Below are 25372 nucleotides of genomic sequence, written 5' to 3' on the forward strand. Positions count from 1 at the left end.
GAGTTCTCGGCTGCGAGACCGGTTCTCGGGGTAGCCGCAGGAGCGCCGCCGCAGACAGGCGCGGGACCGACTGCCCCCGGCGAGCAGGCAATAGTCCCGTGAGGGGCCTCCCCCGTCCCGCCGGCCCCTAGGCGGGGCGCTGCCCGGCACGAGGGCGGCGGGGACCGCGAGGACGTGCCCGAGGCCGTCTGAAGAGGCCGGAGCGTTCTGGAGGCTTCTGTGCGAGCCGCCAGAACGACGAAGTGAGGTTGGGCGGCACATTCCTACCCCTTGAAACTTCCGTCGCTCTTAAGGGCCTTCCTGCGAGCCGCGAGAGCGGTGAGTCCTTGCCGGGCGGCATCGGACCACCCCGTCGAGTCCTTGCGGCGAGAGGGTGCCGGGCGGCCGTTTCAGACGCCCGCCAAGGACCGCTTGCCCGTACCCCGCGCGGCGAACCGCCCGGCGAGGTTTCCGCCCGTCGCGACGGGATCGCCGGACACCGCGGCGAGGAGGCGTCGGCCGCGGGCGCGCCAGTCCGACAGGCAGCGCGCAGGGGCGCGGTCGACGTCGAGGAACAGGCGCCGCCATGCGCCGGGGTCGTCCTCGCCGATCGTGGCGAAAACGGCCTGGAGCGAGTCGTCGGTCGCGATGGTGAGGTCGCGGCCGAGCGTGCTGCACCATGGCTCGCCGGGCTGCCGAACGCGCCGCCAGTCCCGACCGCCGCCAGTGGCTTGGGCTTCACTGGTCGAGAGCCAGGCACCGAGCCGATCGTCGTAGATGACCCATTCGGGGGCGGCCCTGCCGGCCGCTTGCTCGCGGACGTACCGCCGGAGCGCGACTGCCTCGCGGCGGGATTCGAGAACGTCGGCGGCGGTGGTCATCCGTAGTACCGTCCCGGCTTGTCGCCGTCCTCGTAGTCGCGGATGCGATCGTAGTCGTCCAACTCGTCGTAGTCGTTGTCGTGGAGAGGCTCGCGGCTGGCAAAATACGCATCGGCAGCCAGCTCTCCAAGCTCCTCATTGAATACGTCCAAATCGGTCAGGCGCTCGCGCCACGCATCTGCACGGCCGCGTTGGCTGGAGACCTGCCGGGCGAGCCAGTCCTCTCCATAGCCGCCCTCGGACTCTGGCGCCCGGAGGCGGTCGAGCGCCGCCTTGTCACCGTCCAGCGCCGCCACGAAATCGGTCGCGATGGCATGGTCGCGTGCGATGAGGTCGCGCCCCTGCTCGCGCCAAGCGGGCAGCCGGGCGGCGAGGTCGTGGGGATCGGCATCGGCGATTCGATGCCAGTCGCCCGCTCTAAGGTCGGCCGCGAAACGGCGGAGCGCCAGGTCGTCCGACAGAGCGGGAAAATCCTTGAGTGGGTGGCGTCCAGAGATCGCGAGGCCGGGCTGCACCGCAAGGGCCTGAAGGTCCCGCACGATCGCACGGGAACGGTATGTCGGGACGGTGGAAAGGTCGTCGGTGGTGCGCATGGCGGTCTCCTCAGTCGATCGGATTCGAGCGTCGCCCGAACGCAGGGGCGGCATCCCGCGCCGGCGCATCGGCGGGCTTCGCCGGAGCATCGAAAATGGACGGGCGCCCGGCGAGGCGTTCAGCCTTCTGGCGCTCGAACTCGGCCGCGCCCAACTTCCGGAACTCCGCGAGGGCCTGAACGATGTCCTCGCGGTCGGCGCGCGCGAGGTCGCGGCGCTGTTCGTCGTCGCAGTGGCCCGACACGAAGGCCCGGAGGGAGGGTTCGAGGCGCTTGAGGGACGCAACGTCGCCCGCCGCTGCGCCTAGGAGGAGGTCCGCCTCGGCCGTCTCCGACCGTACGGCTCGCAATTTCGTTGACGTGTCGGCGACGGAACCGCTTTCGGCCGCCCATGCGGCGGCGACGGCGGGCGGCGGGGTGTAGCCGGCCAGGGTCACGCCCTGCCGCTGGCACTCCGTCCAGAGGCGAGCCTGCGCCTCCGGAGGCCACGGGCCGTCGAGTTCGAGCGTCCCGCCCCAGTCCTCGGCGGCTTTCGACGCGAGGGCGCGTAGGGCTTGGTCGGAGACAGGGCCGATCAGGTCGATGTGGTCGCCGGAGTCCAAGAGGCGGCTGCGCCCGCCGAGCCCGACGCGGACCCCGGCCGGGGACTCTGTCACGTCCGAGAAACCTCGCCGCCGCCAGCGGTCCGCGAGACTGACGGCCTCCTCCTCGGGGATGGCGCCCTTGCGGCGGCTCTTGCCTGGCTTCCCGGCCGCTGCGGTGCGCTCGATCCTGTCGACGCCGTAGCCGGTGGAAACGCTGATCGCGTCGGCGAGTGCGGCGGCCTGCGCGCTGCGCGGCCCCCACAGGGACACGGTGCCGCTTTCGTCGTCCGCCTCCACCCATGCGCCGTCGCGGGTCAGGACTCGGGTGCGCCTCGGGTCCTTGGCGTCCACGAGGTAGAGGACATCGCGGAAGGGCGTGAAGTCGCCGTCCGGAAAGCGATCGCGAAGGAGCGAAAGCTTGTAGTCCTGCTGGCGCGGGGCCTTCTTGTCTTGGGCAGGCGCGCGGGCGAACCCTCGGGCGGTCAGTGCCATCTCTTTCTCCACTTCGATGATCTGGTTTTCGAGGGTCTTGGTCCGGCGGAGCCCCGCCACGACGATCGTTCGACGGTCGTGGGACCGGCGCCGCATCGTCGCGGACTTCCGCCCCTCGCCGATGTGCGGCTCGGGGGGGCGTGGGTCGCCCCGGGCCTCGTAGCTGCGATGGTCCGCGCGGCGGCGGGACCCGGCGCGGCGGAGGTGGTCGTTGACCACCGCGGCGACGCGCCCGCGCTCGGCTTTCAGGGCGTCGCCGCGTGTCCCGCCGCGCCGCCCGCCGCTCTCGAAGAAGGCGGCGAGGTCGTTGTTCCGGGTCCTCGCGAACCCGGTCTCGCTGACGGGGTCCAGCCGACGGCAGGTCATCAGCATGTGCGCGTGGGCGTTCAGCGCCTTGTCGGCGGCAGGCGGGACGTGGATGCAGGTGTCCACCACGGCCCCGGCCTCGACGTAGGGGCGCGCCACGTCGGCGAGAAAGGCGCGCCACGCGGCCGGTGGGAGGTCGCGCGGGATGCTGACCTCGATCTCGCGTGCGGTCTGGGAGTTCCTGCGGACCTCGGCGAGTTCCACGCGGCTCCACAGCGTCTCGCGGTCCAGCGCCCAGGCAGGCGCGCCGGCCGGGGCCGTCACGTAGGAGTCCAGGATGTGGCGCTTGCGCGTGTAGTCCCAGACGGAACCGGTGCGGGCGTCGGTGAGGCGCGCGCCGGCGCGGTAGGCGGCAGCGGCGACAGCGCTCTTGCCGCGGGAGCGCTGGATGACCTTGGCGTTCAGGTGGAACAACGCCTCGTTGGACGGGAGCGAGGTCAAGGCACCGCCTCCCGCAGCCCGAGAAGGCGCAGCAGACCTTCGCCGGCCTGCGAGGCCGGGTTGAGCCACAGGCCGCGCGTCCCGACGCGAAGCGTGATCCGGTCGCCACGCGCGGACGCGCGGACGCCGAACGGGGACAGTGCCTCGTCCATCGACCGGACCATGTAGCCAAGGCCAAGGCGCCAGTTGTACGTCTGGAGGTAGACGGCGCCGGACTTCGGCTCGTTGCGCATTGACGCAATCCGATTGCCGACGAGCGACGGCAGTCCTGTCGCCATGAGCTCGTGGTAGGTCGGCCCGGTCAGGTACGTCACGCCGGGGCGCAAGGCGAGCATCCCCTCGGCCGTCCATTCCGGCGCCGCGGGTGCGGATGGCGTGGGCGCGTTCATCGCCTCGATCGGCGCAAGCTTGCCCCGGAAGACGTAGTCGGCGGCACTCGCGGCAGGGAAGCCCGCGAGGACCGCAGCGGCGAGGAGGAGCACCGCTCTCATCGACCATCTCCCGGCTCGCCGAACGGATCGTTGATACCGTAGTCGAGCGCCGACAGAACCGTCAGCGGATCGGGACTGCGGTCCTGTTCGCGGCGCGCCTGACAGTCCGCCCGCAGCCAGCGGTCGCGCTGCTCGTCGGCATAGTCGGCGATCGCGTCGAGGTCGGCGCGCGACGTGCCGTCGATCCGCGCCGCGAGGATGAGCGTCGTGGCATGGTCCCAGGCGGCGCGCGCGGCGTCGGCGATCTGGCGATGTGCGGTCGGCATGTAGTCCCTCCTCGTCGGCGACGGGGGCCAGCGCCGTAGGCCGCGCGCAAACTCCCGAAGGGGGTTTGCATAAGTGCGCCCTTCGGGTTCTCCCGGTTTCCCCACGCAGAGCGTCAGGCGCCGATTTGCGCGACGCAAGCCGACGCCGAACCATGGCTGTCGGGCGCTCCGCGTGGGTGCCTGCGGGCCGCACGAAACCTCGCAAAACTGGCGGTTGGCCCGCTCGGAGCGGAAGAGTTTTCCGATCCGCGCTTCGGATTCCGCCGGCGGCGATGAGTCGATCGGCACGAACGGGAGGACACCGCATGGCACTCGACCTCAACCGGCTCGCGCAGAAGAAGGCGCGCCTCGAAGCGGCCCTCGCCAGCGCGGACACCGCGCTCCGGGAAGCTCGCCGCCGCGACGACACGAGGCGCAAGGTCGTCCTCGGCGGCGCCTTGCTCGCGGCGCTGCGCGACGGCACTGCGCCGGACTGGATTCTGTCGGCGCTGGTTGGTCGGATGCAGCCGCGGGACGCGGCCTTGTTCGCCGACATGGCGAGAGGTCCCGTGCCCGAGTTCGAGGGGGCGGGACAGTGAGCCCGGCTGACCTCCTGAAGGAACCGCCCGCGACGGACGTGGGGTGGCGGATCGTCACCACCATCCTGCCGCTGTCGTCGGACACCACGGCGTTCGCGACCGTCGTCCGCTACCTCTCGGCCGGCCTGCTCGTCGTCGCCTGCGGCGTTCTCTCCTACGCCCTGCTGTCCATGGTCCTGCGCGCGGCCGAGCGCGGCGAGGCGCTGTCCGAGCGCCAGTCGGGTGCGGCGGCGATGATCCGCGTCGTCCTGGGCCTCGGGTGCCTCGTGCCGGTCGCGGGCGGCCTGTCCGTCGTCCACTACGTGCTGCGGGACGGGTTCGCGCGGCCGGGCCTCAACATGGCGAACGCGGCCGCCGCCGGCGCGGCGGAGTACGTGCTGCGCGACGGGCATCCGCTCTCGCCCGTGTCGGCGAACGGCCGGGACGTCGTGCTCGCGGTGATCGAGTCCGAGGTCTGCGCGCAGGCCTATGCCGCCGCGCGGGCGAACCAGATGATCGAGGGCGACGGGGCGGCGGTGCTGCCCCCGCCGGCCGGCATGGATGTCGTCTCGCCGGCTCGTGCAAGCTGGTTCCCGTGGGGCGAGGACCAGCCCGCGCGGGTGACGGGCTACGCGTGGTCGTGGGGTCCGGCCTGCGGGTCGCTGTCGCTGTCGACGGCGGACGCGTTCGGCGCCGGAGAGTTCGGTCACGCGCGGCGTGCGGCGGTCGCCGCGGTAATCTCGGAGGCCCGCGCGATGGCGTGGATTCCGCGGCTCGCGGAGGCGGTCAAGACGCTGTCCGAGACCCATGTCGCGGGGCCGGACGCGGAGACGGCCTACGCGCGGCTCGGCTACCTTCGAGAGGGCGTCGATGCCGCGCTGCGCGAGGCCGGCGAGCGCTACGACCGGGGCCTGTCGGCGGTGGCCGCCAAGCTCTCGAACGGCGACGACGGCGACATGCGCACGCTCGTCCTCCGGGACATCAAGGAGCGGGGCTGGTACGCGCTTGGGAGCTACTACCGGACCTTGGCGCACTCGTCGCTCGTGTCCGCCGAGGCCGTCGCCGAACGCGCGGAACGCACCAAGCCGGACCCTGCGGCGTGGGAGACGCTGGACGGGGCGGTCGGAACTGCCCTTGCGACGTTGGACGGCCAGCTACGGCGTGGAACCGCGCTCGCCGCCCTCTCGACGAGCGAGGCGCTGACGGGGGACGCGGCGCAGGGAAGCAACCTCCTGTCGGCGGTCGTGGAGTCGATCACACTGCCCGTCACCGACTACCTGACGGGGTACGACGGCGTGCGCGTCGATCCCATGGGGGACCTGATGTCGCTCGGGTCCCTGCTGCTCGTGTCTGGGCAGGCAGCCTGGGCCACGGCGCTTGTCGCCTATAGCGGCAGCGCGGTGTTCGGCGGGATCGGCGGCGGCCTGCTCGACTTCGTGATGCTGGCTGGCTGGCCGCTGATCGCGGGCGCCGTCGTCGTCGGGGCGATGCTCTGCTACCTCGTGCCGCTCGTCCCGTTCATCTACATGACGTTCGCGCTGGCCGCATGGGCGTGGGAGGTCGTGAAATCGGCGATCGCGGTTCCGATATGGGCTTTCCTACACGTGAGGCTGGACGAGCCGGAGCTCGTCGGACAGGCGCAGCGTCAGGGCTACGTCTCCCTGCTGGTCGGCGTGATGCTCCGACCGATCGTGACCGTCGGCGCCTTCGTCGCCATGCACATGATGAACGCGGTGATCCTCAACGCCTTCCTGGAAGGCTACAACGCCGCCTTCAAGTCCTCGCAGGCGGGCCAGACGATCGGGGCGGTCGGGGTGATCGTGTCCGTCGTCGTGATGCTCTACGTCCAGTGGTCCATCATCCAGTGGTCGTACCGGATGGTCACGCAGATGCCCGCCAAGGTCGCCGAGTTCATCGGCTACAGCGCCTCGTCGTGGGGCGACGACGACGCCGGGAACACGGTCGTCGCCGGGGTCACGGGCGGCGCCCGCCACGTTCCGAAGCCGGGCGGCGGAGGGTCCGGCAGGACGGGCGGCGGGTCAGAGGACGGCGGGCACGGCGCGAAGGCCGGGATGAAGCTCGGGGCGAAGGCTGCGGCGACGGCGGCCGGCGGCCCCGGAGCGGCGGCCTAGGTGCTCGAGGACGCGGCAGACATGCGAAAGGGCGCCCCATGCGGGCGCCCTTCGTCGTTCCCGGCGAACCCTGCCGGCCTTAGCCGTAGAGGGCCTTCCAGACGGCGTAGACCACGACGGGGGCGCTCAGGAGCATGACGGGCGGCAGGGCCATCAGCCCCATGACCGCCAGCGCGCGGACCCAGCGGCTGCGGATGCCTGCGGTGATCTGGATGGCTGCCTGTCCCATGGTCGTTTCCTCGATCTGCTGGCCGCCCCGGCGGCCGTTCCGGCCTCGACCAGCGGCATCCCGGCCGGGGGTAGCTGCCTCGCCGACGTGTCGGCGACGCTCGCGCTTGGGCATCGGCGCCCGCGACCGAGGATGCCGTAGAGGCGTTACGGAACGGCGTCCAGGCGGCTTAGGATTCGATCGGATCGGGCTTGCTGACAGCAGGCAACGCGGCCCTGCGCTCGCGCTGGGATAGGGTCTGGGCCTCCGCGGTGTAGTGCCACGCGGCGATCCCGCCGACCATCCACCAGCCAGACTCCATCGCGTCATTCATGCTGCCCGTCCAGAACAGGAGGCCGCCGTAGGCGAGCGCGACGGTCCCGCCGAGGTAGCCCGCGGCGAGGACGAGGCGCCGCGTCCAGGGGCGGCGGTGGAGGGCGTTGGTCAGGACGATCGGCAGCATGGGGGGCCTCCTTGGGGTCGGGAGACAAGCGTGAGGCCCGGCAGTCCGGGCGTCCAGGTCAGGCCTGTCGGACGTCTTTCGAGGCCCGCTCGACCTTGTCCTCAAACTCCGAAATGCGGATGTAGGTCCAGAGAGGCGGTCCGGTTTCAAGCCACGCTGCGACCTGCGCGGCGTCGACATGCAGCACGTCGGCAACAATGTCGACGCCGTAAAGCTCGATGACCACGGCGAGGAAGCCGCCCGCCACCGGGGCATTCATCGGGTCGCTCATGCGGACATCCTTGGTTTGAGCCCAAGGGCATAGCCGACGGCGATGGTCTCGGCGGCGGCGAGCGCCGCCGGCAGGGTCAGGAAGTGGCGCGGCCGGCCAGGGCCGCCGCGTCCGCGCCGCATGATAACGACGTGACAGCATTCGACCACGCTCGTGACCGACACCGTGGCAACCGTCCGGCCATCGCGGACGACGGCCGTCACCAGCCGAGGGAAAGGGCTTTCCTCCTCCCGCTGCCACGGCAGCAGGAGGACGGAAGCGGCGTGGCCGGGGTCCGCGTCGGGGTCGAGGAGGATCGCCCGGAGGGTGGCTGGAAGCGCGCGCATGGCTAACGGGCCTCCGGCATGTCGGGGAGACCGCAATACTCGACGAAGGCCGCCAGCGGGTCCTCCGGCCGCCCCTCCAGGTGGGCGAGCGCGAGCATCATGTCGGTGCCGAGGACGGCATCCATGCGTGCGGCGGACTCGCGCATCGCCTTAGCAACCACGGTCAGCTCTTCGGGCGACAGGCGCGGGCGCTGCGTCGTACCGGAGGACTCCGGTACGACGACGGGTGCGAAAGCGTCGTCCTTCATCACAACAACCCTTCGAGAAGCCGAGTCCCGACCGGGGTCGTCTCCGGCCGGCCGCTGTGGAGCGACCAGCCCCGGCGGAGGTGCGTGGCGAGGGCCGCCTTCGTGGCCATCGGGGCGCCGGCGGACGCGAGTTCCGCCAGTCGCTCGTACCCGGTCTCGGCCAGCCGGGCGGTCTCGTTGTCGGGCAGCGGCATGGTCCCGGTGTCGGCGCAGGCGCGCTCGTAGCCTGCGCGGTCGATGTACGTGAGTAGTTCGTCGGGTGTCGTCATTGGACGGTCTCCCGCGCCCACGCCTTCGCGAACAGGCGGTCGGCTGCCCGGCCGATGTCGGGGTTGCGCTCGTAGAAGCGATCGACCTCCGCATCGTGGCTCGCCCTCGTCCACCCCGGCCGAGCCGCCTCCTTGGCCTGCCGGGCGACGATGCGCTCGATCGCCTCGGCGGTCGGGATGGCGAGGCCGAGGTGTCGGCCGCCGCGCTGCGTGCCGTACTGGTCTTGGACGATGATCGTCAGGGCGAGCGACAGACCACCCTCGCGCGTCGGGAGATGGCGCTGGTCGGGCGGAAGGAGTCCGATGTGGAACGGGCACTCCAGCACGATGGCGTCCTGTGGCGGAAACCTCGGGGTGTCCATAGCCGCACCGAAGCGGGTCAGGAGGATTCCCGTGCCGCCCACCGTGAGGATTCCGATGTCCAACTTGCCTCGGCGAAGGTCTGCGACCTCGACGGAGGTCGGGTCCGAGAATTGCACGAACATGACCAGCCCGCCCGGGCCGATGGAAAGAGTCGCGCCCTCCATCACAGCACCGGTGCTGCGTCGGCCGTCGTCGCGGCGGACTGGATGACCGGCACGGCCTTGGCGAGCTCGCGGGCCGCCCGGAGCGCCTGCGCGGCGGTGCTGTGGCGCTCGACGGTCATCTGATCGACGCCGTCCGTCGCCAGCACGAGGTAGTAGCGGCGGTCGTAGTGCCTGTTGCCGCCGGAGGTGACGTAGTCCCCGCCGAGTTCGATCACCTGTCCGGGCTGCACGTCGGACAGGTCCACCGTCGCCCCGCGCGCCGGCAGGAACCGCCGCTCCATGCGAGCGGCGTTCGGCCCCGTCAGGATTGCGCCCCAGTTCCGGCCGCGCTTGTGGCTCACGAACGCGGGGTTTTCGAGCGCCCCGCCGTCCAGCGCGATCACCTCGCCGCGCATCGGCGTCTCCAAGGCGGTCTCCGCAGCCTGCTTGTCGTCCACGTCGGACATCGAATGTTCCTTAAAGTTGCATCCTGAACGTTGACGGAATTGCCCGCGACCGGGCGGCTCCGTCGTCAGTGAAAATGCCCAGGAGGCGGCCCGGCGTCCAGGGCTTCGGACGCAAAGAAAAATAATTTAAGGCACTGATTTTTATGGGAAAACATTGACAAGGACTCGCCGGAAAACGCTGTCGACGCGGTAGGACTCGCTGGAAAATCGTACCTATCCGAAGGCTCCAAATCACGAAAACCGGAACGTTTTTCTCACGCTCACCGCCCAAAGGATTGGGAGGTGCGGCTTGACAAGGATTGGGGGTCGCAATCCTTGGTTGCGTACAATCCGGGGCGGCCGGGCGCTAGGACTCGCAAGGCTTCGGGCGGTGAGGAGATGGGCGGGGCCGCGGTTCGGCCTCAGAAACGCCGAAGGGGCGCCCGTTTCCGGAGCGCCCCGTCTTGCAGATGGCCCCGCTTCCGCAGGGCGATTTCCCTCCCGCATGTGGGGAGACCGATGGACCAGCAGACCTCTGCTTTACCCACCTCGGTTTGCCCTCCCACGTGTGGGGAGAACGGGTCCCTGCTCTCGCAGGGCAGAAACACCTTCCCGCGAAGGGAGGAGCCGCCTGTTCGGCGGTGAACGATGTCTCGCGACAACGTATATTTCAGAGCCGCTTGTGCAGCGGTTTCTATAAGTTTCGATCCACTCCCCGTCGCCGAGGAGACAACCTCCCACGAAGGGAGGAACCCTGCTTGCGCAGGGAGGGTAGAGCCAGCGCGCCGGGTGAACCGTCGTACACTGGTTGACCCCTGCGTTTACAGGGGAAGCCCTGCTCGCGCAGGGCGGTCGGCACCGTAAAAGGAATCCCCCGTGGGGTAATCCTACGGCGCGGTGCCAGCGCCTTCCCCCCCATTCAGCCGAGGCAGAATGCGGGACCCGCTACGCGGAACGATCATTAGGTTCGATCCGCCTTATGACGGCTCTCTCCTGACCCCCGAGGGGACCGATCACAAAACCCCTCAAGGGGGATCGAAAACGCGAACCTCTCGGCCGGAGCCTCGAAAATTCTAACCCCCTGCGGGGATCGGATCGGCGTCTCGGCGTTGCCGCCTCGACAGACCCGTTATCCCACGGCCTTCCGCTGGCGTCAACGCTCCCGATGAAAAATTCCTGAGCGTTTACAGAGGCTTGTTAACAATTTGAGCCAGATTGGTGTCAACAATTTGAAGCCCTTGTTCCGGTTCGGAAATCCCGTCAGGGCCGCAGGAGGGTCGGCCGGAGCGTCCCCGATCGGCAGCGGGCGCGGACGGTGCCGGCCACCCCGCCGCGGCCGGGGAAGGCGCTGCGCAGCGCGGACATGACCTGCTCGGCGCCCGGAGCGTCGGTGGCGAGGATCATCAGCGCGGCGTCGGCCAGCGCCGCCCGGATCGCGTCGTCCGTCGCCTGTGGAGACCCGGCCTCGGCCGCCTCGCGCTGGCGCTCGCGCGAACGGCGCTTGGCCTCGCGCATGTACGCGCGGCGCTCGTCGGCGGGCAGGTGACGGACAGGGGTAGGCTGGGCCGCCTGCTGGGCGGCCAGCGCGTCGTAGAGGGTGTGCAGAGGGTCGGCGACGCGGCTGGTCATGGGCGGTCCTGGAGCGGGTCTCAGGACAATGGTGCCGCCGCTCCCCAAGAGTTGCAATGGATGTTTGACACGTCAAACACGACTTTGTTTCCATTGCCGCGCCGACGAGTTCGCGCGACGGGCCGAGCGTCGCTCCGCTCCTTCCCGGCCCAAGCCCCCATCCTTATAAAGGCATTTCGGCGGAGACGAGCGGGAAGGCTATCGAAAGCCTTGTGGCGCAGGGGTTTCGAGCTTTCTCGCTCGGTCACAACGTGGTCGCCAGACAGGGCGGATCGCTTCGAAATTCGAAACGATCAGAATGGGCAGTCCGGATTGAGATAAGGCTCGGCCGACCAGCGTCCCGCCTCCTCCTCGCGCGCAAGACGATCGCAGAGGGCGAGCGCCTGATCGATGTCGATCCAGTCGCCGGCGCGGTCGCGAACCTCGATGATTGCCCGGAACGCGGTGATCCGCGCCCGACCCTCGGCCTCGAAGCACTCGAACAGGGGCGAGCCGCGGGACTGGAAGCATTCGAGCGAGTGCATGACGCTCTCGGCCGATCGGCCCCATTTTCCGTCCTCTTCCAGCAGGGTGATGCGGCGCCCCAGTTCGGCGACCGCGTCGCGGACGCCCGGTTCAAGGCGGATGCCCCAGTGCCCCGCGGCCGCGAAGGAGAAGAAGGTCGGCAGGTCGTTGCTCCAGTACCCGTAGCCGCCGCTGATCCGATGGGCGAAGCGGTGAAGATTCTCCGTGGCGCGCCCGTCGAGAACGACGCGCTGGATCGCGATGAAGTCCCGGAACACGTCGGGATCATAGCCCTTCTTCAGGGCTACTCGCAGCGTCGCCACGAGGCCCCGGACCTCGGTCGAGGTCCAGAACGTGGCACGCGACGGAGGAGCCGGGAGGGAGGCGACGAGACCGGGCTTCGATGCCGCCGCAGCCAGCCGGGCCGCCGCGTCGTCGGGCTTCCACGTCCTGCCACGGCGAAGGGCCAAGAGGTCGCCCTTCGCGACGACGTGGAACGACAACAGTCGAAGGGCCTCGAACGATTTCAGGAGACGGGAGCGGCGCTTGCGGCGGGCCGCGTCGGTCTCGGCCGGCTCGGGCCAGAGGCGCGCCTCCAGGTCGCTCACGCGCAGGACGCAGAAGCCGTCGTCGGGAAGAAGTGCATTCGCGACGTCGAACAGCGCGCGCTCGTGCCCGTCGAGCGCCGCGGCCTGGGCCTCGCGCTTCGGCGCGCCGCGGCGCTCGGCAAGCGCGCGGGAGGCCTTCCGTTCACTGACCTGCGCGATGGCGGCGACCTTCCGGGCCGTGACGCGCTCGCCGTCCTCCTCGATCCAGTCGGGAATGGCGGTCGCCATCAGCAGGCGCTCCGTCGCCCGTCCTTCGGCCGTCGTGCGGGCCGGCGGACGCTTCCGAAACTCCACGAGCTGATCGACGACGAATCTGGCGATGCTGCGCGACATGCTGCCGATCTGGGCATCGGATAGCTCATGCCTACCCTCACCCCCGGCGCGCCACGCCCGGGACGCGTCGGCGCACCAAGCCGCGACCTCCTCGACCCGTCGTTCGGCCTTTGGCGTCCTGCCCCAGCGCTGGTAGGCGCGCTCGCGGACCCACTCGAACGCGTCGGTCTCGACGCTCATCTCGTCTTGACGGTCGCGGTCCCATCGCGCATCGTCGCCTCCGTAAACACGCTTCATGACCCGGCCGGGGCGGCAACCCCACATGGCCGGGTCTTTGCGTTTCAGGGTCCGGGCGGATCGCCCCCGCGTCAAGCGCCGCCGCGCCGACGAGTTCGCGCGGCGGGCCGAGCGTCGCTCCGCTCCTTCCCGGCCCAAGCCCCCATCCTTATAAAGGCATTTCGGCGGAGACGAGCGGGAAGGCTATCGAAAGCCTTGTGGCGCAGGGGTTTCGAGCTTTCTCGCTCGGTCACAACGTGGTCGCCAGACAGGGCGGATCGCTTCGAAATTCGAAGGAATTCGATCGGTTCTGGAAACCGCTCCTTCGCCCCGGCGTGCCAGAGTGGCGGCGCCATCTGACAGGAGCCTCCATGCGCCACGCCGCCTGCCTTCCCCTCGTCGCCCTTCTCTGGCTGTCGTCCGCCGCCGCCGTCGCCGGCCCCGACATGTCCCGGCAGGTCTCGGCCGGGGTGCAGCGCGGCGCGGAGCGGTTCGACGCGATCTACAAGGAAGGCGGGATCGCCGCGGCATCCGATGCCGTCCGGGCCTGCTACAAGTCCCTCAAGCGATCGGCGGCGGGGAAGCTCGCCGAGTGCGCTGCCCTCGACATCGTGTCGGCGAGCGTGGACCAGCAAGCCGTTCATGGCCTCGGGGTGCCGCCCTACGCGTTCTTCTCGGGGACGGGACCCGAGGGACGCATCCTCGCCGGGATCAAAAAGGTCGGCCTGTCGGCGAAGGAGAAGGCAACCTTCGACCGAGCGCTGGAGGCGACGATGGCTTCGGCCGCGGCGGAGTTCATGGCGGAATAGACGTACGGGCGACGGCGGCCGTAACGAACGTCGCCGTTACGGCTCGATCGGCGGCGGGACGCTCTCGGCGGCGCGCTCGGGCGTTCCGTCTGCCCGGACAGGTCAGGGGCGCCGCTCCGTCGTCGAGACGAGGAACCTAACGGCGGCGAAGGCGATGACCGCCCCGCAGCCGAGGAACGCCGTGACCAGCAGGCCGCCGCCGACGCCCATCCAGTCCGTCGCTAGGGCGAAGGCGAACGGCGCCGCCGCGCCGACGATCAGCCGAATGGACGTGACCCGCCCCTGCAACGCGCCGTACCCCTCGGGGCCGAAGAGCGCGAGCGGCAGGGTGCCCCCGACGATGCTGTAGAGGCCGTTCCCGAGGCCGAACAGGGCGGCGAAGACGGCGGCGCCGACGGGCGACGGCGCGGTGGCCACGAGGAGCACCAAGGAGGCGGGCAGAAGGGCGGCGGAGATCACCGCGAGCGTCAGCGGGGACAGGTCGCGCCCGAACACCATGAGTGTGAAGCGACCCGCGACCTGCGCAGGCCCGAACACGGCGCTGACCATGACGCCCGCGAGCCCCAGCCCGAGCGCCGACAGGATCGGCAGCATGTGGACCAGCACGGACGAGACCACGAGGCTCTGGAAGGCGAAGGCGACGCCCATCAGGAGGAAGGCCCGGGACCGAAGGGACGGCGGCACGAGGCCCTTGGCCGGGGCGACAGGTGCGAAGGGTTCAGCCTCAGTCGGCGAGAGCGCCGAGGCCTTCGGTCGGCGGGCGAGCCACAGGTGGATGGGCAGGCAGACCGCGAGGTTCATGGCCGCGAAGACGAGGTAGACCTCGCGCCACGACATCGTCCCGTGCAGCCACGTCGTCAGGGGCCAGAACAGGGTCGAGGCGAACCCGGCGATCAGGGTAAGGTACAGAATGCTCCGTTGCGCCGTGCCCGGGTGACGCTGGACCAACAGGGGGAAGGAGGCCCCGTACTGGACGAAGGTCGACGCGACCTCGATCGCGATGAGCGCGAGGACGAAGGCGGGGGCCGCGGGAGCGAGGGCGGCGCCGACCAGTGCGGCGGCGGCCGCGACGGACCCCGCGGCCATGACGCGACCGGCGCCGAAGCGGTCGAGCCAGCGCCCCGTCCAAGGAGCGACCAGCCCGCCCGCGAGCAGCGCGGCCGACAGGGCGCCGAACACCCACTCGGTCGGCCATCCGACGTCGCGCGCCATCGCGGGGGCGAGGATGCCGAAGCTGTAGTAGAGGGTGCCGTAGCCGACGATTTGGCTGACCCCGAGGGCGGCGATGTCCGCCCGGGCGCTGCGCGCGTCCCTCACGGGGACGGCACGAGCGGGAGCCACACCCAGAGGGCGACGAGCGTCGCCAGCAGCACGGGCGGGGTCAGAACGAGGCCGACCCGCATGTACTGGCCCCAGGTGATCCGCTGCCCCTTGCCCGCGAGGACGTGGAGCCACAGGAGGGTCGCCAGCGAGCCGATCGGCGTGAACTTCGGGCCAAGGTCGTTGCCGATGACGTTGGCATAGACCATGAGCTCGCGGGTGAGCGGCGCCACGTCCGCCCGGTCGATGGCGAGCGCCCCGACGAGCGTGGCGGGCATGTTGTTCATGACGGAGGCGAGAGCCGCCACGACCAACCCCGTCCCGACGGTGGCAATGAGCGTGCCGCGATCGGCGAGCCAGCGCAGGATGCCCGCCGCGATGTCGGTCAGCCCGGCGTTCCCGAGGCCGTAGACGACGAGGTACATGCCGATCGAGAACAGGACGATCTGCCAGGGCGCGCCGCGCAGGACCCTGGCCAAGTCGATCACCGCACCGCGCCCGCCGGAGAACCAACGTCCCGCGACTGCCACGAGGATGAGGGCGGCGGCGCCGGTGAGATAAGCGATCGGCACGCCGAGCGGCCCCGTCACGAAGTAGGCGACGAGCAGGAGTCCGAGGAGCAGGAACGCGGCGCGGAAGACGGCCGGGTCGCGGATCGCGCTGCCGGGGGCTTCGAGCCGGCCGACGTCGTAGGTCGCCGGGATGTCCCTTCGGAAGTACGCCCACAGGACGAGGAGCGTCGCCGCCAGCGAGACGAGGTTCACCGGCACCATGATCGCAGCGTAGCGGCCGAAGGACACGTCGAAGAAGTTCGCGGTGACGATGTTCACGAGGTTCGACACCACGAGCGGCAGGCTGGTAGTGTCGGCCACGAACCCGCAGGCGACGACGAAGGCGAGCGCCCCAGCCGGCGGGAAGTCGAGGCGCAGGAGGATGGCGAGCACGATCGGGGTGAGGAGCAGCGCCGCCCCGTCGTTGGCGAACACGGCGGCGATGGCCGCGCCCAGAAGGACGACGAGCGGGAACAGCCGCCGCCCGTTGCCCCCGCCCCAGCGGGCGACGTGGAGCGCGGCCCAGCCGAAGAACCCGGCCTCGTCGAGGACCAGCGAGATGACGATCAGCGCGACGAAGGTGAACGTCGCGTCCCAGACGATCTCCCAGACCGTCCCGACGTCGCCCCAGCCGACGACACCGGTCGCCAACGCGACCGCGGCGCCGGCGAGCGCCGACCAGCCGATGCCGAGGCCCCGGGGCTGCCAGATGACAAGAATGAGGGTGGCGACGAAGATCGCGAGGGCGAGCATGGACGGTCCGGGGACGAGAGGATCAGAGGGTGCGCTGGTTCACGCGCTCGGACAGCTTCTCGGCGCTCTCGACCCGCTCGGAGTAGCGATCCGTCAGATAGTCCGAGCGACCGCGCACGAGGTGGGTGAACTTCACCAGTTCCTCGCAGACGTCGACGACGCGGCTGAGATAAGCGGACGGCTTCATGCGTCCCGCCTCGTCGAACTCGAGGAACGCCTTCGGGACCGACGACTGGTTCGGGATCGTCACCATGCGCATCCAGCGGCCGAGGATGCGCATCTGGTTCACGGCGTTGAAGGACTGCGAGCCGCCCGACACCTCCATGACGGCGAGGGTCTTGCCCTGCGTCGGACGCTTGGCGCCAAGCGCCAGCGGGATCCAGTCGATCTGCGCCTTCATGATGCCGGTCATGGCGCCGTGGCGCTCCGGGCTGACCCAGACCATGCCCTCGGACCAGTCGGCGAGGTCGCGCAGCTCTGCGACTTTCGGGTGGTCCGGCTCGGCCCCGTCGGGGAGCGGCAGACCGCGAGGGTCGAACGTGCGCACCTCGCAGCCGAACCAGCGAAGCAGGCGACCGGCCTCCTCGGACAGGAGGCGGGAGTAGGACCGCTCGCGGATCGAGCCGTGGAGGACGAGGATGCGCGGCGGGTGCGTCGAGGCGCCAGGGCTGGCGAGCGCGTTCCCGTCGATCGGTCGAAGCTGGTCGATGTCGACGGAGGGCAGGTCGAGGGCAACGGGATCCATCATCGTCCGGTCTCCTTCCGCCACAGGACCGCCGAGGCCGAACACAGGCCCATGGCCTGCCGTGTCGCCAGCACAGCGGCGGGTGCTTCCGTCCGTTCGACGCGGCGGAAGCCGAGCGCCGCGAGGAAGGTCCGTTCCCCTGTCGTGAAGGCGAAGGCGTCGGCCGCGCCTTGCCCGCGGCCGCGCTCCATCAGGTCCGCCGTGATCGCGCCGCCCATGCCGCGCCCGCGATGCTCGGGAACGACGGCGATGGATCGCAGGAGGACGGCGGCGCCGAGGGGTTCGAAGCCGCCGATCCCGACGAACTCGCCGTCCTCGGTGGCGTAGCGCAGGAACACCCGGCCGGGCTCGGCCACGTCCTCGGTCGGCAGCCCTGCCGTGGACAGGAGGCCGACGAGACCGGCCGGATCGTCGACGGGCGTCGCGACGAGCGTCGGGATCATGCCCGGGAGCCTCCGACGGTCTCCCCGTCTTCCTTGGTGAAGGTGGCAACGGGGTTGGCGAGGAGCGGCAGCACCTTCTCCGACGGGCGGCAGAGCGCGGCGCCCTTGTCCGTCACGACGATCGGGCGGTTGATCAGGATCGGGTGCGCCATCATCGCGTCGAGGAGGGCATCGTCGGACAGGGTCTCGTCCCCGAGGCCGAGCTCGGCGTAGGGCGTGCCCTTCTCGCGAAGGAGGTCGCGCGGTCGGATACCCATGGCATCGATCAGTTCGACCAGCCGCTCGCAGCTCGGCGGCTCCTTCAGGTACTCGATAACCTGCGGCTCCTCGCCGGACTGGCGGATCATCTCCAGCGTGTTGCGGGACGTGCCGCAGGCGGGGTTGTGGTAGATCGTGACGGTCACGAGCAGGTCTCCGACGAGCAGGAGGGGGCGAGAAGGTCGGCGCCGAGGTTCCCGCAGATCTCCGGGTTCCCCGAACAGCAGTCCTCCGTCAGGAAGGCGAGAAGCTGGCGCATGTCGTCGTAGCTCGCGGCGTAGAGGATGCGGCGCCCGTCGCGCCACGAGCGCAGGAGCTTGGCGCGTTCGAGCGTCGCGAGGTGGAAGCTCATCCGCGTCGGCGGGATCGACAGCGCCTCGGCGATTTCCCCGGACGGCATGCCGTTCGGGCCGGCGCGGACGAGCATCCGGAAGGCCGCGAGGCGATCGGCGTGAGCAAGGGCGGATAGGGCGGCAACGGCTGAGTCGTCGTTCATCCCTGCGATATTGCAAACATCGTTGTAATGTTCAAGCGTCCATTCGTCCGGCGCGCGCGTCGGCGACGATCCTGCTGACCGTCGGCTGGGACACCCCGTAAAGCCGCGCCATGTCGGCCGCCGTTCGCCGGCCCGAAACGACGCTCTCGACGATCTCGCGACGCTGGGCGGTGGATAGCTTCCGGCGCCGCCCTCCGACGCGCCCCTCGGCTCGGGCCTGACGGAGACCGGCGGCCGTCCTTTCGCGGATCATGGACCGCTCGAACTCGGCGAACGCCCCGAGCATGTGCGCCATCATGCGGCCGGCGGGGCTCGTGGTGTCGACGGCCTCGGTCAGCGAACGGAAGCCTGCGCCGGCTGCCTCGACCCGCTCCATGACCGTCAGGGCGTCCTTGAGGGACCGCGACAGGCGGTCGAGCTTCCAGACGACCAGCGTGTCGCCGGGCCGCAGGTGATCGAGTAGGCGTTGAAGCTCTGGGCGGTCCCAGCGGCCACCGGATGCGACTTCCTCGAACACTCGCTCGCATCCGGCGTCGCGCAGGGCGCGGGCCTGGGCGGTGGTGGACTGGTCGTCGACGGTGGACACGCGAGCGTAGCCGAGGAGCACGGTACGGGGAGCCTTTCGTAAACGGCCGTTTTCAGATTCGATCGGCAGGGTGCGGTCGCGCCGGGCGTTCGGCCTTTCACAATCCTCTTTCGCTGGCGGCGCATCTTGCAAGAGGTTTGCGAAGCCCCTCTTCGATGCGAAGGCAGGCCGTCCTACTCATCATTCGGATGAGCTACTTCTCGGCCACAATCTTCCGGAAGTTCGACACAAGGCGCGACTGGACCTCTTCCCGACTTGCGTTCCAAAGCTGGGCAAGCCCCTCCACGGTTGCCCAGGCATCCCATGGCTTAGTAGGTTGTCCCTGGTACTGCCCGAATGGCCCGTCGGATTCCGTGAGGACCCGATCCCAAGGCATCGCACGCACGGCTGTCCGTCCACGCTCCCCGAGCAGCACGCTTGGGCCGACGGAGAACCAGCAGCCCATTTCAGCGGCACGCTCCACTTGGCGTTTCGTGCCCACGAACCAATGCAGGATCGGGCGGCCGGCGCTTGGCTCGGCCTCCAGGGCGTCAAGCACGCAGTCGATGGCGCCCCTACTGTGCATGGACATCACCCGCCCACCTGCGAGCGAGCACATTCGGAGGATGTCCCGCAACACCCCGAGCTGGGCATCCATCGTGTCGCGGTGCTCCCGCGATCCGTCGAGCCCAATCTCCCCAACGTAGTCCGTTCGGGGCAGCAGGCGCTCGAACAACGGCAACTCCCGGGCTCGCGCGGCGGCGAGTTCCGGATGCAGTCCGAGCGCCGTCTTGATCCTGCTTCCGTCGGGCGCCAGCGCTGCGGTGCCCTCGAACGCGCTGGGAACAGTCGTCACCGACAGGACGTAGAGGCGCCGTGTGATGCACTCCGCGACCATTCCCGACGGATCGGGATACAGGTCGAGATGGCAGTGCAAGTCGATCAAGGCCAGGCGATCGCGTCGAGGAACGCCTTCACCTCCGCGGTGCCCCTGCGCACCACGTCGACATGGCCACGCCGCAAGTCCGGATCCGTCGGGAGCGGGCCTGCCTCGCTTGCCCAACGTGCCACGTCGCGGCGCTCAAGCGTCGCCGCCGCGAACCTCGCCGCCGCCACGTCCTCGTTCGACGCGTGTTCGGAAAGGTCGTTCGCCCAGTAATCCGTACCGTCCCGCATGCCCGCTGCCTCGAAGGAAGCCCGGCGTATAAGGCATGGCACGCAGCGACCGCAATGTTGGTTGAGGCGTTTTCCCTTCCCACACGAATAGGAGCGGTGCGCGAGCTCGTGGATAAGTTCGTCTCGGCATTCGGCAAGCATCTGCCCCTTAGTCTTGAGGGCGTAGGGCGTGCGAATGCGCGCAGGCAGGCCTACTCCGTCGAGGACACGTTGGAGGGACGAGATGAAGTGCGGGTGCGTCGTCCGCGTGCTGAGGCTCGCCATGCGCCGATGCGTCAGCGGCGCGTTGATCGAGATCAGTCCGTTCTCGGGAACGAAGAGGTCGACCGGCGCCCCATCCCGGGCGAGCGACGCCGCCGCCACGGCCCCGTAGCCGAGGAACAGCATGGATCGTGCCCGTGACGACGGTTCGTACGGCTGCCGCCAGCGCTCCGAGGCACGCGCCGAGAAACGTTCAGCGTCCATGCCGATCAGCCCTGCCAAGGTGCGCTGGACCGACCCCTCCTTCGGCGACGCCTGGCTGACGAGGAGGGGCCTCCGGCCTTCCGCGCGTAGGTCGAGCGCGCCAATCAGGCTGTCGAGGCCGCCGGAGAACAGGCATGCGCAATCCCGGTCTGTCGGCCGGTCTGCGACGGCCGGAGGGCGTGCGCCCCCGCCGCGGAACCTGACGCTCCATATATCGCTCGAAAGGAAGCGAAGAGTGTCCTCGATCGCCCCGGCCTGGGCCGCCCACGGCTCGGGATCGGCAAGCTCGACCTCCAGCGCGATCATGCGCGTCCAGGAGTCGGCTGCTTCCTTGCGGATGACGAAACGGTCGGCGGCATGGACCGCCAGGGCGATGGAGAGGAAGTCCCACGCCAGGACCGACGGGGTTCTCGGGAGTGCGGCCGCCGCTTGGTTAAGCGTGCCGCCGAGGCCGGCGAGTTCAGGGCGACCGATGTGATGCAAGGCAACGCCGACGTCGCCGTGGGCGACCGCGGCCGTCGCGCGCATGGCATTCGGCGTGGCGAGCACGCGGGTAGGGATGCGGGTCACCATGTCGAGATCTCCTCGAGCGCGACCTGCACGGTCCGCGCGACCAACGCGGACATCCGCTGTCCGCTAAGGACAGCTCCCGCGGCGACCAGGATCGGAGCGCCGACCAAGTCGACAACCTCTTTCACGAGAGAGCGGATGTCTGCCTCCCGTTGTGCCGCCGCCACGGGGCCGATCGCGGCCAGGGCCTTGCCGGCGTCGCCTGCGACCTGCGTGAACACGAGCTCTGCCACGAAGGCCAGGGTGGCGGTCTGCACCGCCTCGGCGTCGAGCGCGGCGGGATCGAAGGCCCCCGCGTTGCCTAGCGCTTCCGCGACGGCTACCTCCATCGAAAGGCGGGCTGTTACCTCGTCGATGATGCCGGCCGGCATGAACGCGTCGACGATCGCCGCGACTGCCACGTCCAAAGGCTGTCCCGCGAGTTCGCGGATGTCGATCTGGCCGGCCTCGGGCGGTTCTCCCGCGCCGGCGCGCGCGAGGCCCGCCAGCGCGGATCCACCGGTGCGCGCTGCCCGTGCGACGCGCCGGGCTCCGGCTGGACCGCCCCCAACGGACTTGTTTGCCCATCGGCCCAGGGCCGCCCTGGCATCCGCACGATCGTTCGACGCCCCGAACCTACTCAGCGCCATCCGGAAGGGGCGGAACCGAGCAGGCTCGGCAACCTCCTCCACCTCTTCTCCGTCGACGACGTCGTCGGCCAGCGGGCCGGGGTCGTCGTCCTCCGGCTCGGGGACGGGATCTTCCGGAAGAGGATCCGGTAGCGGCGGAGGTGGTGCTGGGTCTTGGTCGGCCCATGGCGGAACGAGGGGAGCCGCCGGAGGAGCGTCAGGCTTAGAGCGCGAGGTTCCCATCACTTGGTCTCCAGCATGCCGGTCTTGCGAAGGAGGAACTGAATCCCCTTGGTCATCTCGCCGGTGTTGAGGCTGCCAATGAAGGCCTTGAGTTCCGTCTTGGTCTCCGGAAGTGCCTCCGCGATCATCAAGGCGCCGTAGAGGCCCGGGACCGCCGAGGTCCAGTCGGCTTCCCGCATGGTCGCCACCAGCCCGGACATGACGGCGCGCTTGTCGTCAGGCGTCAGGCCGGCGACGATCCTCTTTCCGACCGGGGACGCGATGCCGTCGATCTTGAGCAAGGCATCGATGGCGGTTCGGGCCGCTTCGCTGATGTCCGAGCGTGCCCGCGCCGGTGCCATGACGTCGCGGCTGAGGAAGACGGCCGGCCTCAGTCTCTCGGCGTTCTCGAACGGCGGGTCGAGCTTTCGCCACTCCTCGACGAAATCGGCATGCGGCTCCCACTCTTTGGGCAACGGGGACGGCTTGGCCTTATCCTTGCCGCCCGGCAGGAGGACCTTCTCGACGTCCTTTCCATCCATGATGAGCTGGAACAGCGCGAGCGTTGCCGGACCGTCGGTGCAGCGCTCGAAGATGGCGAGCTTCGCCAAGGTCGCGAAGTCGACGTTCATCTGCCGTTTCGCGGCCAGGGTACGCCGGAGCGACACGGCGTTGAGAAGCCGCTTCACGATGCGGGGGTTGCCCTGGATCTTCGGCGCCGACGCCATCATCGGCGCCAGCCTGTCGGCGATGGCGAGGTTGTCCAAGAGGTCGGGAGGGTTTCCCGCGAGTCCTGCGATCTCGGCCTTCTCGAATGTCTCGTTGCGCCATCCTTCTTGCAGTGCGGAAAGGAGCCGCTCTTGCACGGCGGGCAGGCGGTCGGGCGCGGCTAGGCCGACGAAGAGCGAGTACATGTAGGCTCGCAGGTCCTCCGCCCCGACCCTCGGTACGCGCATCGGCACCTGGATGACCTTATCGAGATAGTCGCGCACGTGGGACGCGTTGGGATCGTCGAAGTGCTTCGCGACCGAATGGCGGATCATATCCTCGTCGGCGGCGATGACGAACGCCGTCTGAGGCATGAACAGGAACAGCCGGATCGCCTCAAGCGTGCCGATCGCGACGTCGGGAAGGCATCGGTCAAGGTTGTCGACGAAGACGACCAACGTCGTCTCTAGCCCCTCTAGCAAGGAGCCGAACTCCTCGCGGAAGGCCACGATCTCCTTTGGCGGCGTCCGCTTCTCGGCGGGCTTGATCAGTTCGCCGAGCCCCTTCCGAGCCTCGGCCGCGTCCTCCTTAGCCGTACCGTATTGCTCCTCGGTCAGACCGCCCGCAAGAGCCGAGGACACTGCGGCGCCCGCCCTCGTCAGGAGGCCCGGGGGGATGCCGAGGGCCATTCCGACGCCGAAGTCGGCGATCATCCCCAAACCACGGAAGTAATTGACCCGTCCCGCGAACTCCTTCGCCTTCTCGACAAGGGTCTTCTTCTCCTCCGCCAACGCGAGAAGCTCGGTGGCGACCACCTCCATCAGGGCGGCACGCGCGTCGTCGAATCCTTGGTACATCCAGGCGTCGAACCTGACGACGACGGCAGCCGCGTCCCCGTCTCTCGGGGCGGGCAGGCGTGCCTCGACGAGCTTCAGCACGGTCGACTTTCCCGTGCCCCACGTTCCGAACACGCCGATCGAGATGGGCAACAGGGATGGAGTGGTCGCGAGGGTGGCGATCTGGTCCGCCACCTCGGTAAAGTTCAGGAAGTCCTGCTCGCTCTCGCTGTCGCGCCACATGATTCGGATTGCCGCTCGGGAATCTAGGTTCGATGATTATACACAACCCACACTCGTAAGCAGCGTGTCGTTTGATCCGTTCGATGCCGTTGCGACAATCAGTTCTTTGTGTTGCAGGGAATCGTTGGGTCGTCCGTTGCGACTCAGGGGTGTGGCACCACAAGGAAGTTGCTCCATCCCTCTGACTAGCTGACCCTCAGTTGCGGAAGGCTACGGCCGTCCCCGTTTTCCAGCCCGAACGGGCCGAAGCCGAAGGCGGAGCAGGCGGAGGGGCGCAGCGCCCCTCAACTGGCGCCGAAGGTGCCCCGGAGCCTGTGCGTCAACGGGGGCGACCGGGTCGTCGGTCACCGACCGTTCACCTGATTCCTTGACCCGAAACGAACGGACCACGCGGTAGGCAACTGTCACGAGCAACAACGTGACGGCGAACCAATGCGGGCAATCGATCTCTTCTGCGGTGCCGGGGGCATGTCCCTCGGTCTGACACGGGCTGGCTTCCAGATCGTCCAGGGGTACGACGCGAACGAGAAGGCCCTGAGGGTCCACGGCGCGAACCTCCGCCGGCCGCTCGATCGGCTTTTCAAGCGCGACCGCCACCGGAAGGCGGACCTTGCGGACCTCCTGACGATGGCGCCCACCATCGCCGCCCTGGAGCCCGACATCATCGTCGGCGGCCCGCCGTGCCAGGACTTCTCCTCGGCCGGCAAGCGTCAGGAGGGACGCAACGCGTCCCTGACGCTCGGCTTCGCCGTGGCGATCATCACCGCAAGGCCCGCGTGGTTCGTCATGGAGAACGTTCCCCGCGCCCGGAAAACGAAGACGTACGCGAAGGCGCGCGCCCTGTTCGTCAAGGCCGGCTACGGACTGACGGAAGTCGTACTCGACGGCAGCCGCTACGGCACGCCGCAGATGCGCAAAAGATTCTTCGCCGTGGGAAGGCTCGGGGAGGCCGACGGCTTCCTCACGTCGGCCATCGCCGAGGCCGCCTCTCCCCGTCGCATGTCGATCCGCGATGCCCTCGGCGACGACGTGGGCGTTCACCCGGGCGGGGACCATCCGCCAGAGGCCCGCGCATTCTTCATGCGGCCCTACACAGGGCATTCGGGCGTCCGGTCGATCGACCTCCCGTGCCCAACGCTCCTGCGCAGTGCGCATGAGGGACCGCAGAACTGGTACACGGACCACGAGCGCGACATGGCGCCGTCGGCACTCGTCGACCCGCTGCCGATGGATGTCCTTTCCCGCATCCAGGGCTTCCCCGCGGACTGGGACTGGCTCGACATCCCGGCGACCAGGCAGAGGATGTTGATGATCGCCAACGCGGTCCCCCCTCCGTTGGCGGAGGCAGTCGGGCGGGTAATCCTCGCACGCGAACGGGGCGAGTCGATCCCGACGACGGAGAAGGCATTCGACGCCTGGCTCCAGAAGGGTCGCAGGGGTCTTACCGGGCAGTCCCTTCGGAACCGGCGGCTGCACCTGAAGCAGGCACGGAAGCTGTTGGGCGGTCGAATCCTTGCGGACCTCGACGCCGAGCTGGCGCTCCTGGAGCGCGCCGAAGGTTTCTCGACGCTGTCGACGAACGCGAAGTCGGACCTGCGGCGCGCATTGCGCTCGCATGCCAAGTGGCGCGCGGAGGTTGCCGCGAAGCGCAAGGCTCGGGCCGAGGCAAGGCTTGAGAAGCTGCGCACGCCTGTCCCGCGCCGCCCGCTCGGCGCGCCTGTCCGCGTTCCGGCGTCGGCGGCATTCCTCGAAGCGGCCGAGTAGGGCCCGGGTCGCCGAACCCCCACCCGGTCCTT

At 69.4% G+C, this 25372-nt stretch carries 30 protein-coding genes; 4 read left to right on the forward strand and 26 right to left on the reverse strand.

Annotated features, from left to right (window positions below):
- Window positions 1-389: 389 nt before the first annotated feature.
- Genes F9929_RS16765 through F9929_RS16780 form a run of 5 tightly spaced genes read right to left on the reverse strand, consistent with a single transcriptional unit; the run spans window position 390 to window position 4092 of the window.
- Entirely contained in the window at window positions 390-860 is a 471-nt protein-coding gene (locus F9929_RS16765; protein WP_119540947.1) for a hypothetical protein, read from the reverse strand.
- Entirely contained in the window at window positions 857-1453 is a 597-nt protein-coding gene (locus F9929_RS16770; protein ID WP_119540946.1) for a hypothetical protein, read from the reverse strand. Before F9929_RS16770 ends, F9929_RS16765 begins: the two co-directional genes overlap by 4 nt.
- Before the next feature lie 10 nt (window positions 1454-1463).
- Window positions 1464-3335 carry a MobA/MobL family protein gene (locus F9929_RS16775; protein ID WP_193227809.1) on the reverse strand — a complete coding sequence of 624 codons (1872 nt, stop codon included), beginning with the start codon at window positions 3333-3335 and terminating at the stop codon, window positions 1464-1466.
- The gene (locus F9929_RS24100; RefSeq protein WP_168990548.1) at window positions 3332-3826 is read right to left on the reverse strand and encodes a hypothetical protein; all 495 of its coding nucleotides are present in this window, start codon (window positions 3824-3826) and stop codon (window positions 3332-3334) included. Before F9929_RS24100 ends, F9929_RS16775 begins: the two co-directional genes overlap by 4 nt.
- The gene (locus F9929_RS16780; protein ID WP_119540944.1) at window positions 3823-4092 is read right to left on the reverse strand and encodes a hypothetical protein; all 270 of its coding nucleotides are present in this window, start codon (window positions 4090-4092) and stop codon (window positions 3823-3825) included. The genes F9929_RS24100 and F9929_RS16780 overlap by 4 nt, the downstream gene beginning before the upstream one ends.
- A 305-nt stretch (window positions 4093-4397) precedes the next feature.
- On the opposite strand from F9929_RS16780, the gene F9929_RS24105 reads away from it, so the two are divergent.
- Window positions 4398-4670 carry a hypothetical protein gene (locus F9929_RS24105; RefSeq protein ID WP_019996274.1) on the forward strand — a complete coding sequence of 91 codons (273 nt, stop codon included), beginning with the start codon at window positions 4398-4400 and terminating at the stop codon, window positions 4668-4670.
- Window positions 4667-6781, forward strand: a complete 2115-nt coding sequence (locus tag F9929_RS16785; protein ID WP_168990547.1) for a DotA/TraY family protein — start codon at window positions 4667-4669, stop codon at window positions 6779-6781. Before F9929_RS24105 ends, F9929_RS16785 begins: the two co-directional genes overlap by 4 nt.
- 79 nt (window positions 6782-6860) lie before the next feature.
- Here F9929_RS16785 and F9929_RS16790 read toward each other — a convergent pair whose 3' ends face one another.
- The 10 genes from F9929_RS16790 to F9929_RS16835 all read right to left on the reverse strand — a co-directional run bounded on the left by F9929_RS16790 (window position 6861) and on the right by F9929_RS16835 (window position 12772).
- Window positions 6861-7124 (reverse strand): hypothetical protein, encoded by a 264-nt coding sequence (locus F9929_RS16790; protein WP_152047725.1) that lies wholly within the window; start codon window positions 7122-7124, stop codon window positions 6861-6863.
- Between the two features lie 55 nt (window positions 7125-7179).
- Window positions 7180-7452 (reverse strand): hypothetical protein, encoded by a 273-nt coding sequence (locus F9929_RS16795; RefSeq protein ID WP_019996277.1) that lies wholly within the window; start codon window positions 7450-7452, stop codon window positions 7180-7182.
- Window positions 7453-7510: 58 nt separating this feature from the next.
- Window positions 7511-7723 carry a hypothetical protein gene (locus F9929_RS16800; protein WP_119540942.1) on the reverse strand — a complete coding sequence of 71 codons (213 nt, stop codon included), beginning with the start codon at window positions 7721-7723 and terminating at the stop codon, window positions 7511-7513.
- Window positions 7720-8049 carry a hypothetical protein gene (locus F9929_RS16805; RefSeq protein WP_119540941.1) on the reverse strand — a complete coding sequence of 110 codons (330 nt, stop codon included), beginning with the start codon at window positions 8047-8049 and terminating at the stop codon, window positions 7720-7722. The genes F9929_RS16800 and F9929_RS16805 overlap by 4 nt, the downstream gene beginning before the upstream one ends.
- A gap of 2 nt (window positions 8050-8051) precedes the next feature.
- Entirely contained in the window at window positions 8052-8297 is a 246-nt protein-coding gene (locus tag F9929_RS16810; RefSeq protein ID WP_119540940.1) for a hypothetical protein, read from the reverse strand.
- Complete coding sequence (locus F9929_RS16815) at window positions 8297-8566, reverse strand: hypothetical protein (protein ID WP_119540939.1); 270 nt, start codon at window positions 8564-8566, stop codon at window positions 8297-8299. Before F9929_RS16815 ends, F9929_RS16810 begins: the two co-directional genes overlap by 1 nt.
- On the reverse strand, window positions 8563-9051 hold the full coding sequence (locus tag F9929_RS16820) for a hypothetical protein (protein WP_152047726.1): 489 nt from the start codon (window positions 9049-9051) through the stop codon (window positions 8563-8565). The genes F9929_RS16815 and F9929_RS16820 overlap by 4 nt, the downstream gene beginning before the upstream one ends.
- Before the next feature lie 41 nt (window positions 9052-9092).
- Window positions 9093-9539: a hypothetical protein gene (locus F9929_RS16825; protein ID WP_168990546.1), complete on the reverse strand. Its 447-nt coding sequence runs from the start codon at window positions 9537-9539 to the stop codon at window positions 9093-9095.
- Window positions 9540-10778: 1239 nt separating this feature from the next.
- Complete coding sequence (locus F9929_RS16830) at window positions 10779-11147, reverse strand: hypothetical protein (RefSeq protein WP_119540937.1); 369 nt, start codon at window positions 11145-11147, stop codon at window positions 10779-10781.
- 293 nt (window positions 11148-11440) lie between these two features.
- Window positions 11441-12772: a hypothetical protein gene (locus F9929_RS16835; RefSeq protein ID WP_152047727.1), complete on the reverse strand. Its 1332-nt coding sequence runs from the start codon at window positions 12770-12772 to the stop codon at window positions 11441-11443.
- A gap of 407 nt (window positions 12773-13179) precedes the next feature.
- Between F9929_RS16835 and F9929_RS16840 the strand changes: the two genes are divergently transcribed.
- Window positions 13180-13617 carry a hypothetical protein gene (locus tag F9929_RS16840; RefSeq protein ID WP_119540935.1) on the forward strand — a complete coding sequence of 146 codons (438 nt, stop codon included), beginning with the start codon at window positions 13180-13182 and terminating at the stop codon, window positions 13615-13617.
- Window positions 13618-13719: 102 nt separating this feature from the next.
- Here the strand turns inward: F9929_RS16840 and arsK are convergent, their stop codons facing one another.
- From arsK to F9929_RS16895, 11 genes are all read right to left on the reverse strand, one after another.
- Window positions 13720-14934 carry an arsenite efflux MFS transporter ArsK gene (gene arsK / locus F9929_RS16845; protein WP_193227810.1) on the reverse strand — a complete coding sequence of 405 codons (1215 nt, stop codon included), beginning with the start codon at window positions 14932-14934 and terminating at the stop codon, window positions 13720-13722.
- Window positions 14931-16241 (reverse strand): arsenic transporter, encoded by a 1311-nt coding sequence (locus F9929_RS16850; RefSeq protein ID WP_152047729.1) that lies wholly within the window; start codon window positions 16239-16241, stop codon window positions 14931-14933. The genes arsK and F9929_RS16850 overlap by 4 nt, the downstream gene beginning before the upstream one ends.
- A gap of 22 nt (window positions 16242-16263) precedes the next feature.
- On the reverse strand, window positions 16264-16989 hold the full coding sequence (arsH, locus tag F9929_RS16855) for an arsenical resistance protein ArsH (RefSeq protein WP_152047730.1): 726 nt from the start codon (window positions 16987-16989) through the stop codon (window positions 16264-16266).
- The gene (locus F9929_RS16860) at window positions 16986-17429 is read right to left on the reverse strand and encodes a GNAT family N-acetyltransferase (protein WP_119540932.1); all 444 of its coding nucleotides are present in this window, start codon (window positions 17427-17429) and stop codon (window positions 16986-16988) included. Before F9929_RS16860 ends, arsH begins: the two co-directional genes overlap by 4 nt.
- On the reverse strand, window positions 17426-17833 hold the full coding sequence (arsC, locus tag F9929_RS16865; protein WP_119540931.1) for an arsenate reductase (glutaredoxin): 408 nt from the start codon (window positions 17831-17833) through the stop codon (window positions 17426-17428). Before arsC ends, F9929_RS16860 begins: the two co-directional genes overlap by 4 nt.
- On the reverse strand, window positions 17830-18183 hold the full coding sequence (locus F9929_RS16870; protein ID WP_119540930.1) for an ArsR/SmtB family transcription factor: 354 nt from the start codon (window positions 18181-18183) through the stop codon (window positions 17830-17832). The genes arsC and F9929_RS16870 overlap by 4 nt, the downstream gene beginning before the upstream one ends.
- Before the next feature lie 31 nt (window positions 18184-18214).
- A complete protein-coding gene (locus F9929_RS16875; protein WP_119540929.1) occupies window positions 18215-18790 on the reverse strand; it encodes a recombinase family protein in 576 nt (191 codons plus the stop codon).
- A gap of 172 nt (window positions 18791-18962) precedes the next feature.
- Window positions 18963-19694, reverse strand: coding sequence for a Qat anti-phage system TatD family nuclease QatD (qatD, locus tag F9929_RS16880; protein WP_152047731.1), 732 nt, complete (start codon window positions 19692-19694; stop codon window positions 18963-18965).
- On the reverse strand, window positions 19691-20962 hold the full coding sequence (qatC, locus tag F9929_RS16885) for a Qat anti-phage system QueC-like protein QatC (protein WP_019994351.1): 1272 nt from the start codon (window positions 20960-20962) through the stop codon (window positions 19691-19693). The genes qatD and qatC overlap by 4 nt, the downstream gene beginning before the upstream one ends.
- Window positions 20956-21630 (reverse strand): hypothetical protein, encoded by a 675-nt coding sequence (locus tag F9929_RS16890; protein WP_019994352.1) that lies wholly within the window; start codon window positions 21628-21630, stop codon window positions 20956-20958. The genes qatC and F9929_RS16890 overlap by 7 nt, the downstream gene beginning before the upstream one ends.
- Before the next feature lie 179 nt (window positions 21631-21809).
- Window positions 21810-23576 (reverse strand): KAP family P-loop NTPase fold protein, encoded by a 1767-nt coding sequence (locus F9929_RS16895; RefSeq protein ID WP_019994353.1) that lies wholly within the window; start codon window positions 23574-23576, stop codon window positions 21810-21812.
- A gap of 432 nt (window positions 23577-24008) precedes the next feature.
- Between F9929_RS16895 and F9929_RS16900 the strand changes: the two genes are divergently transcribed.
- On the forward strand, window positions 24009-25340 hold the full coding sequence (locus F9929_RS16900; RefSeq protein ID WP_019994354.1) for a DNA cytosine methyltransferase: 1332 nt from the start codon (window positions 24009-24011) through the stop codon (window positions 25338-25340).
- Window positions 25341-25372: the final 32 nt, after the last annotated feature.

The sequence above is a fragment of the Aureimonas psammosilenae genome (assembly GCF_009176975.1).
In the GTDB taxonomy this organism is placed as follows: Bacteria; Pseudomonadota; Alphaproteobacteria; order Rhizobiales; family Rhizobiaceae; genus Plantimonas; species Plantimonas psammosilenae.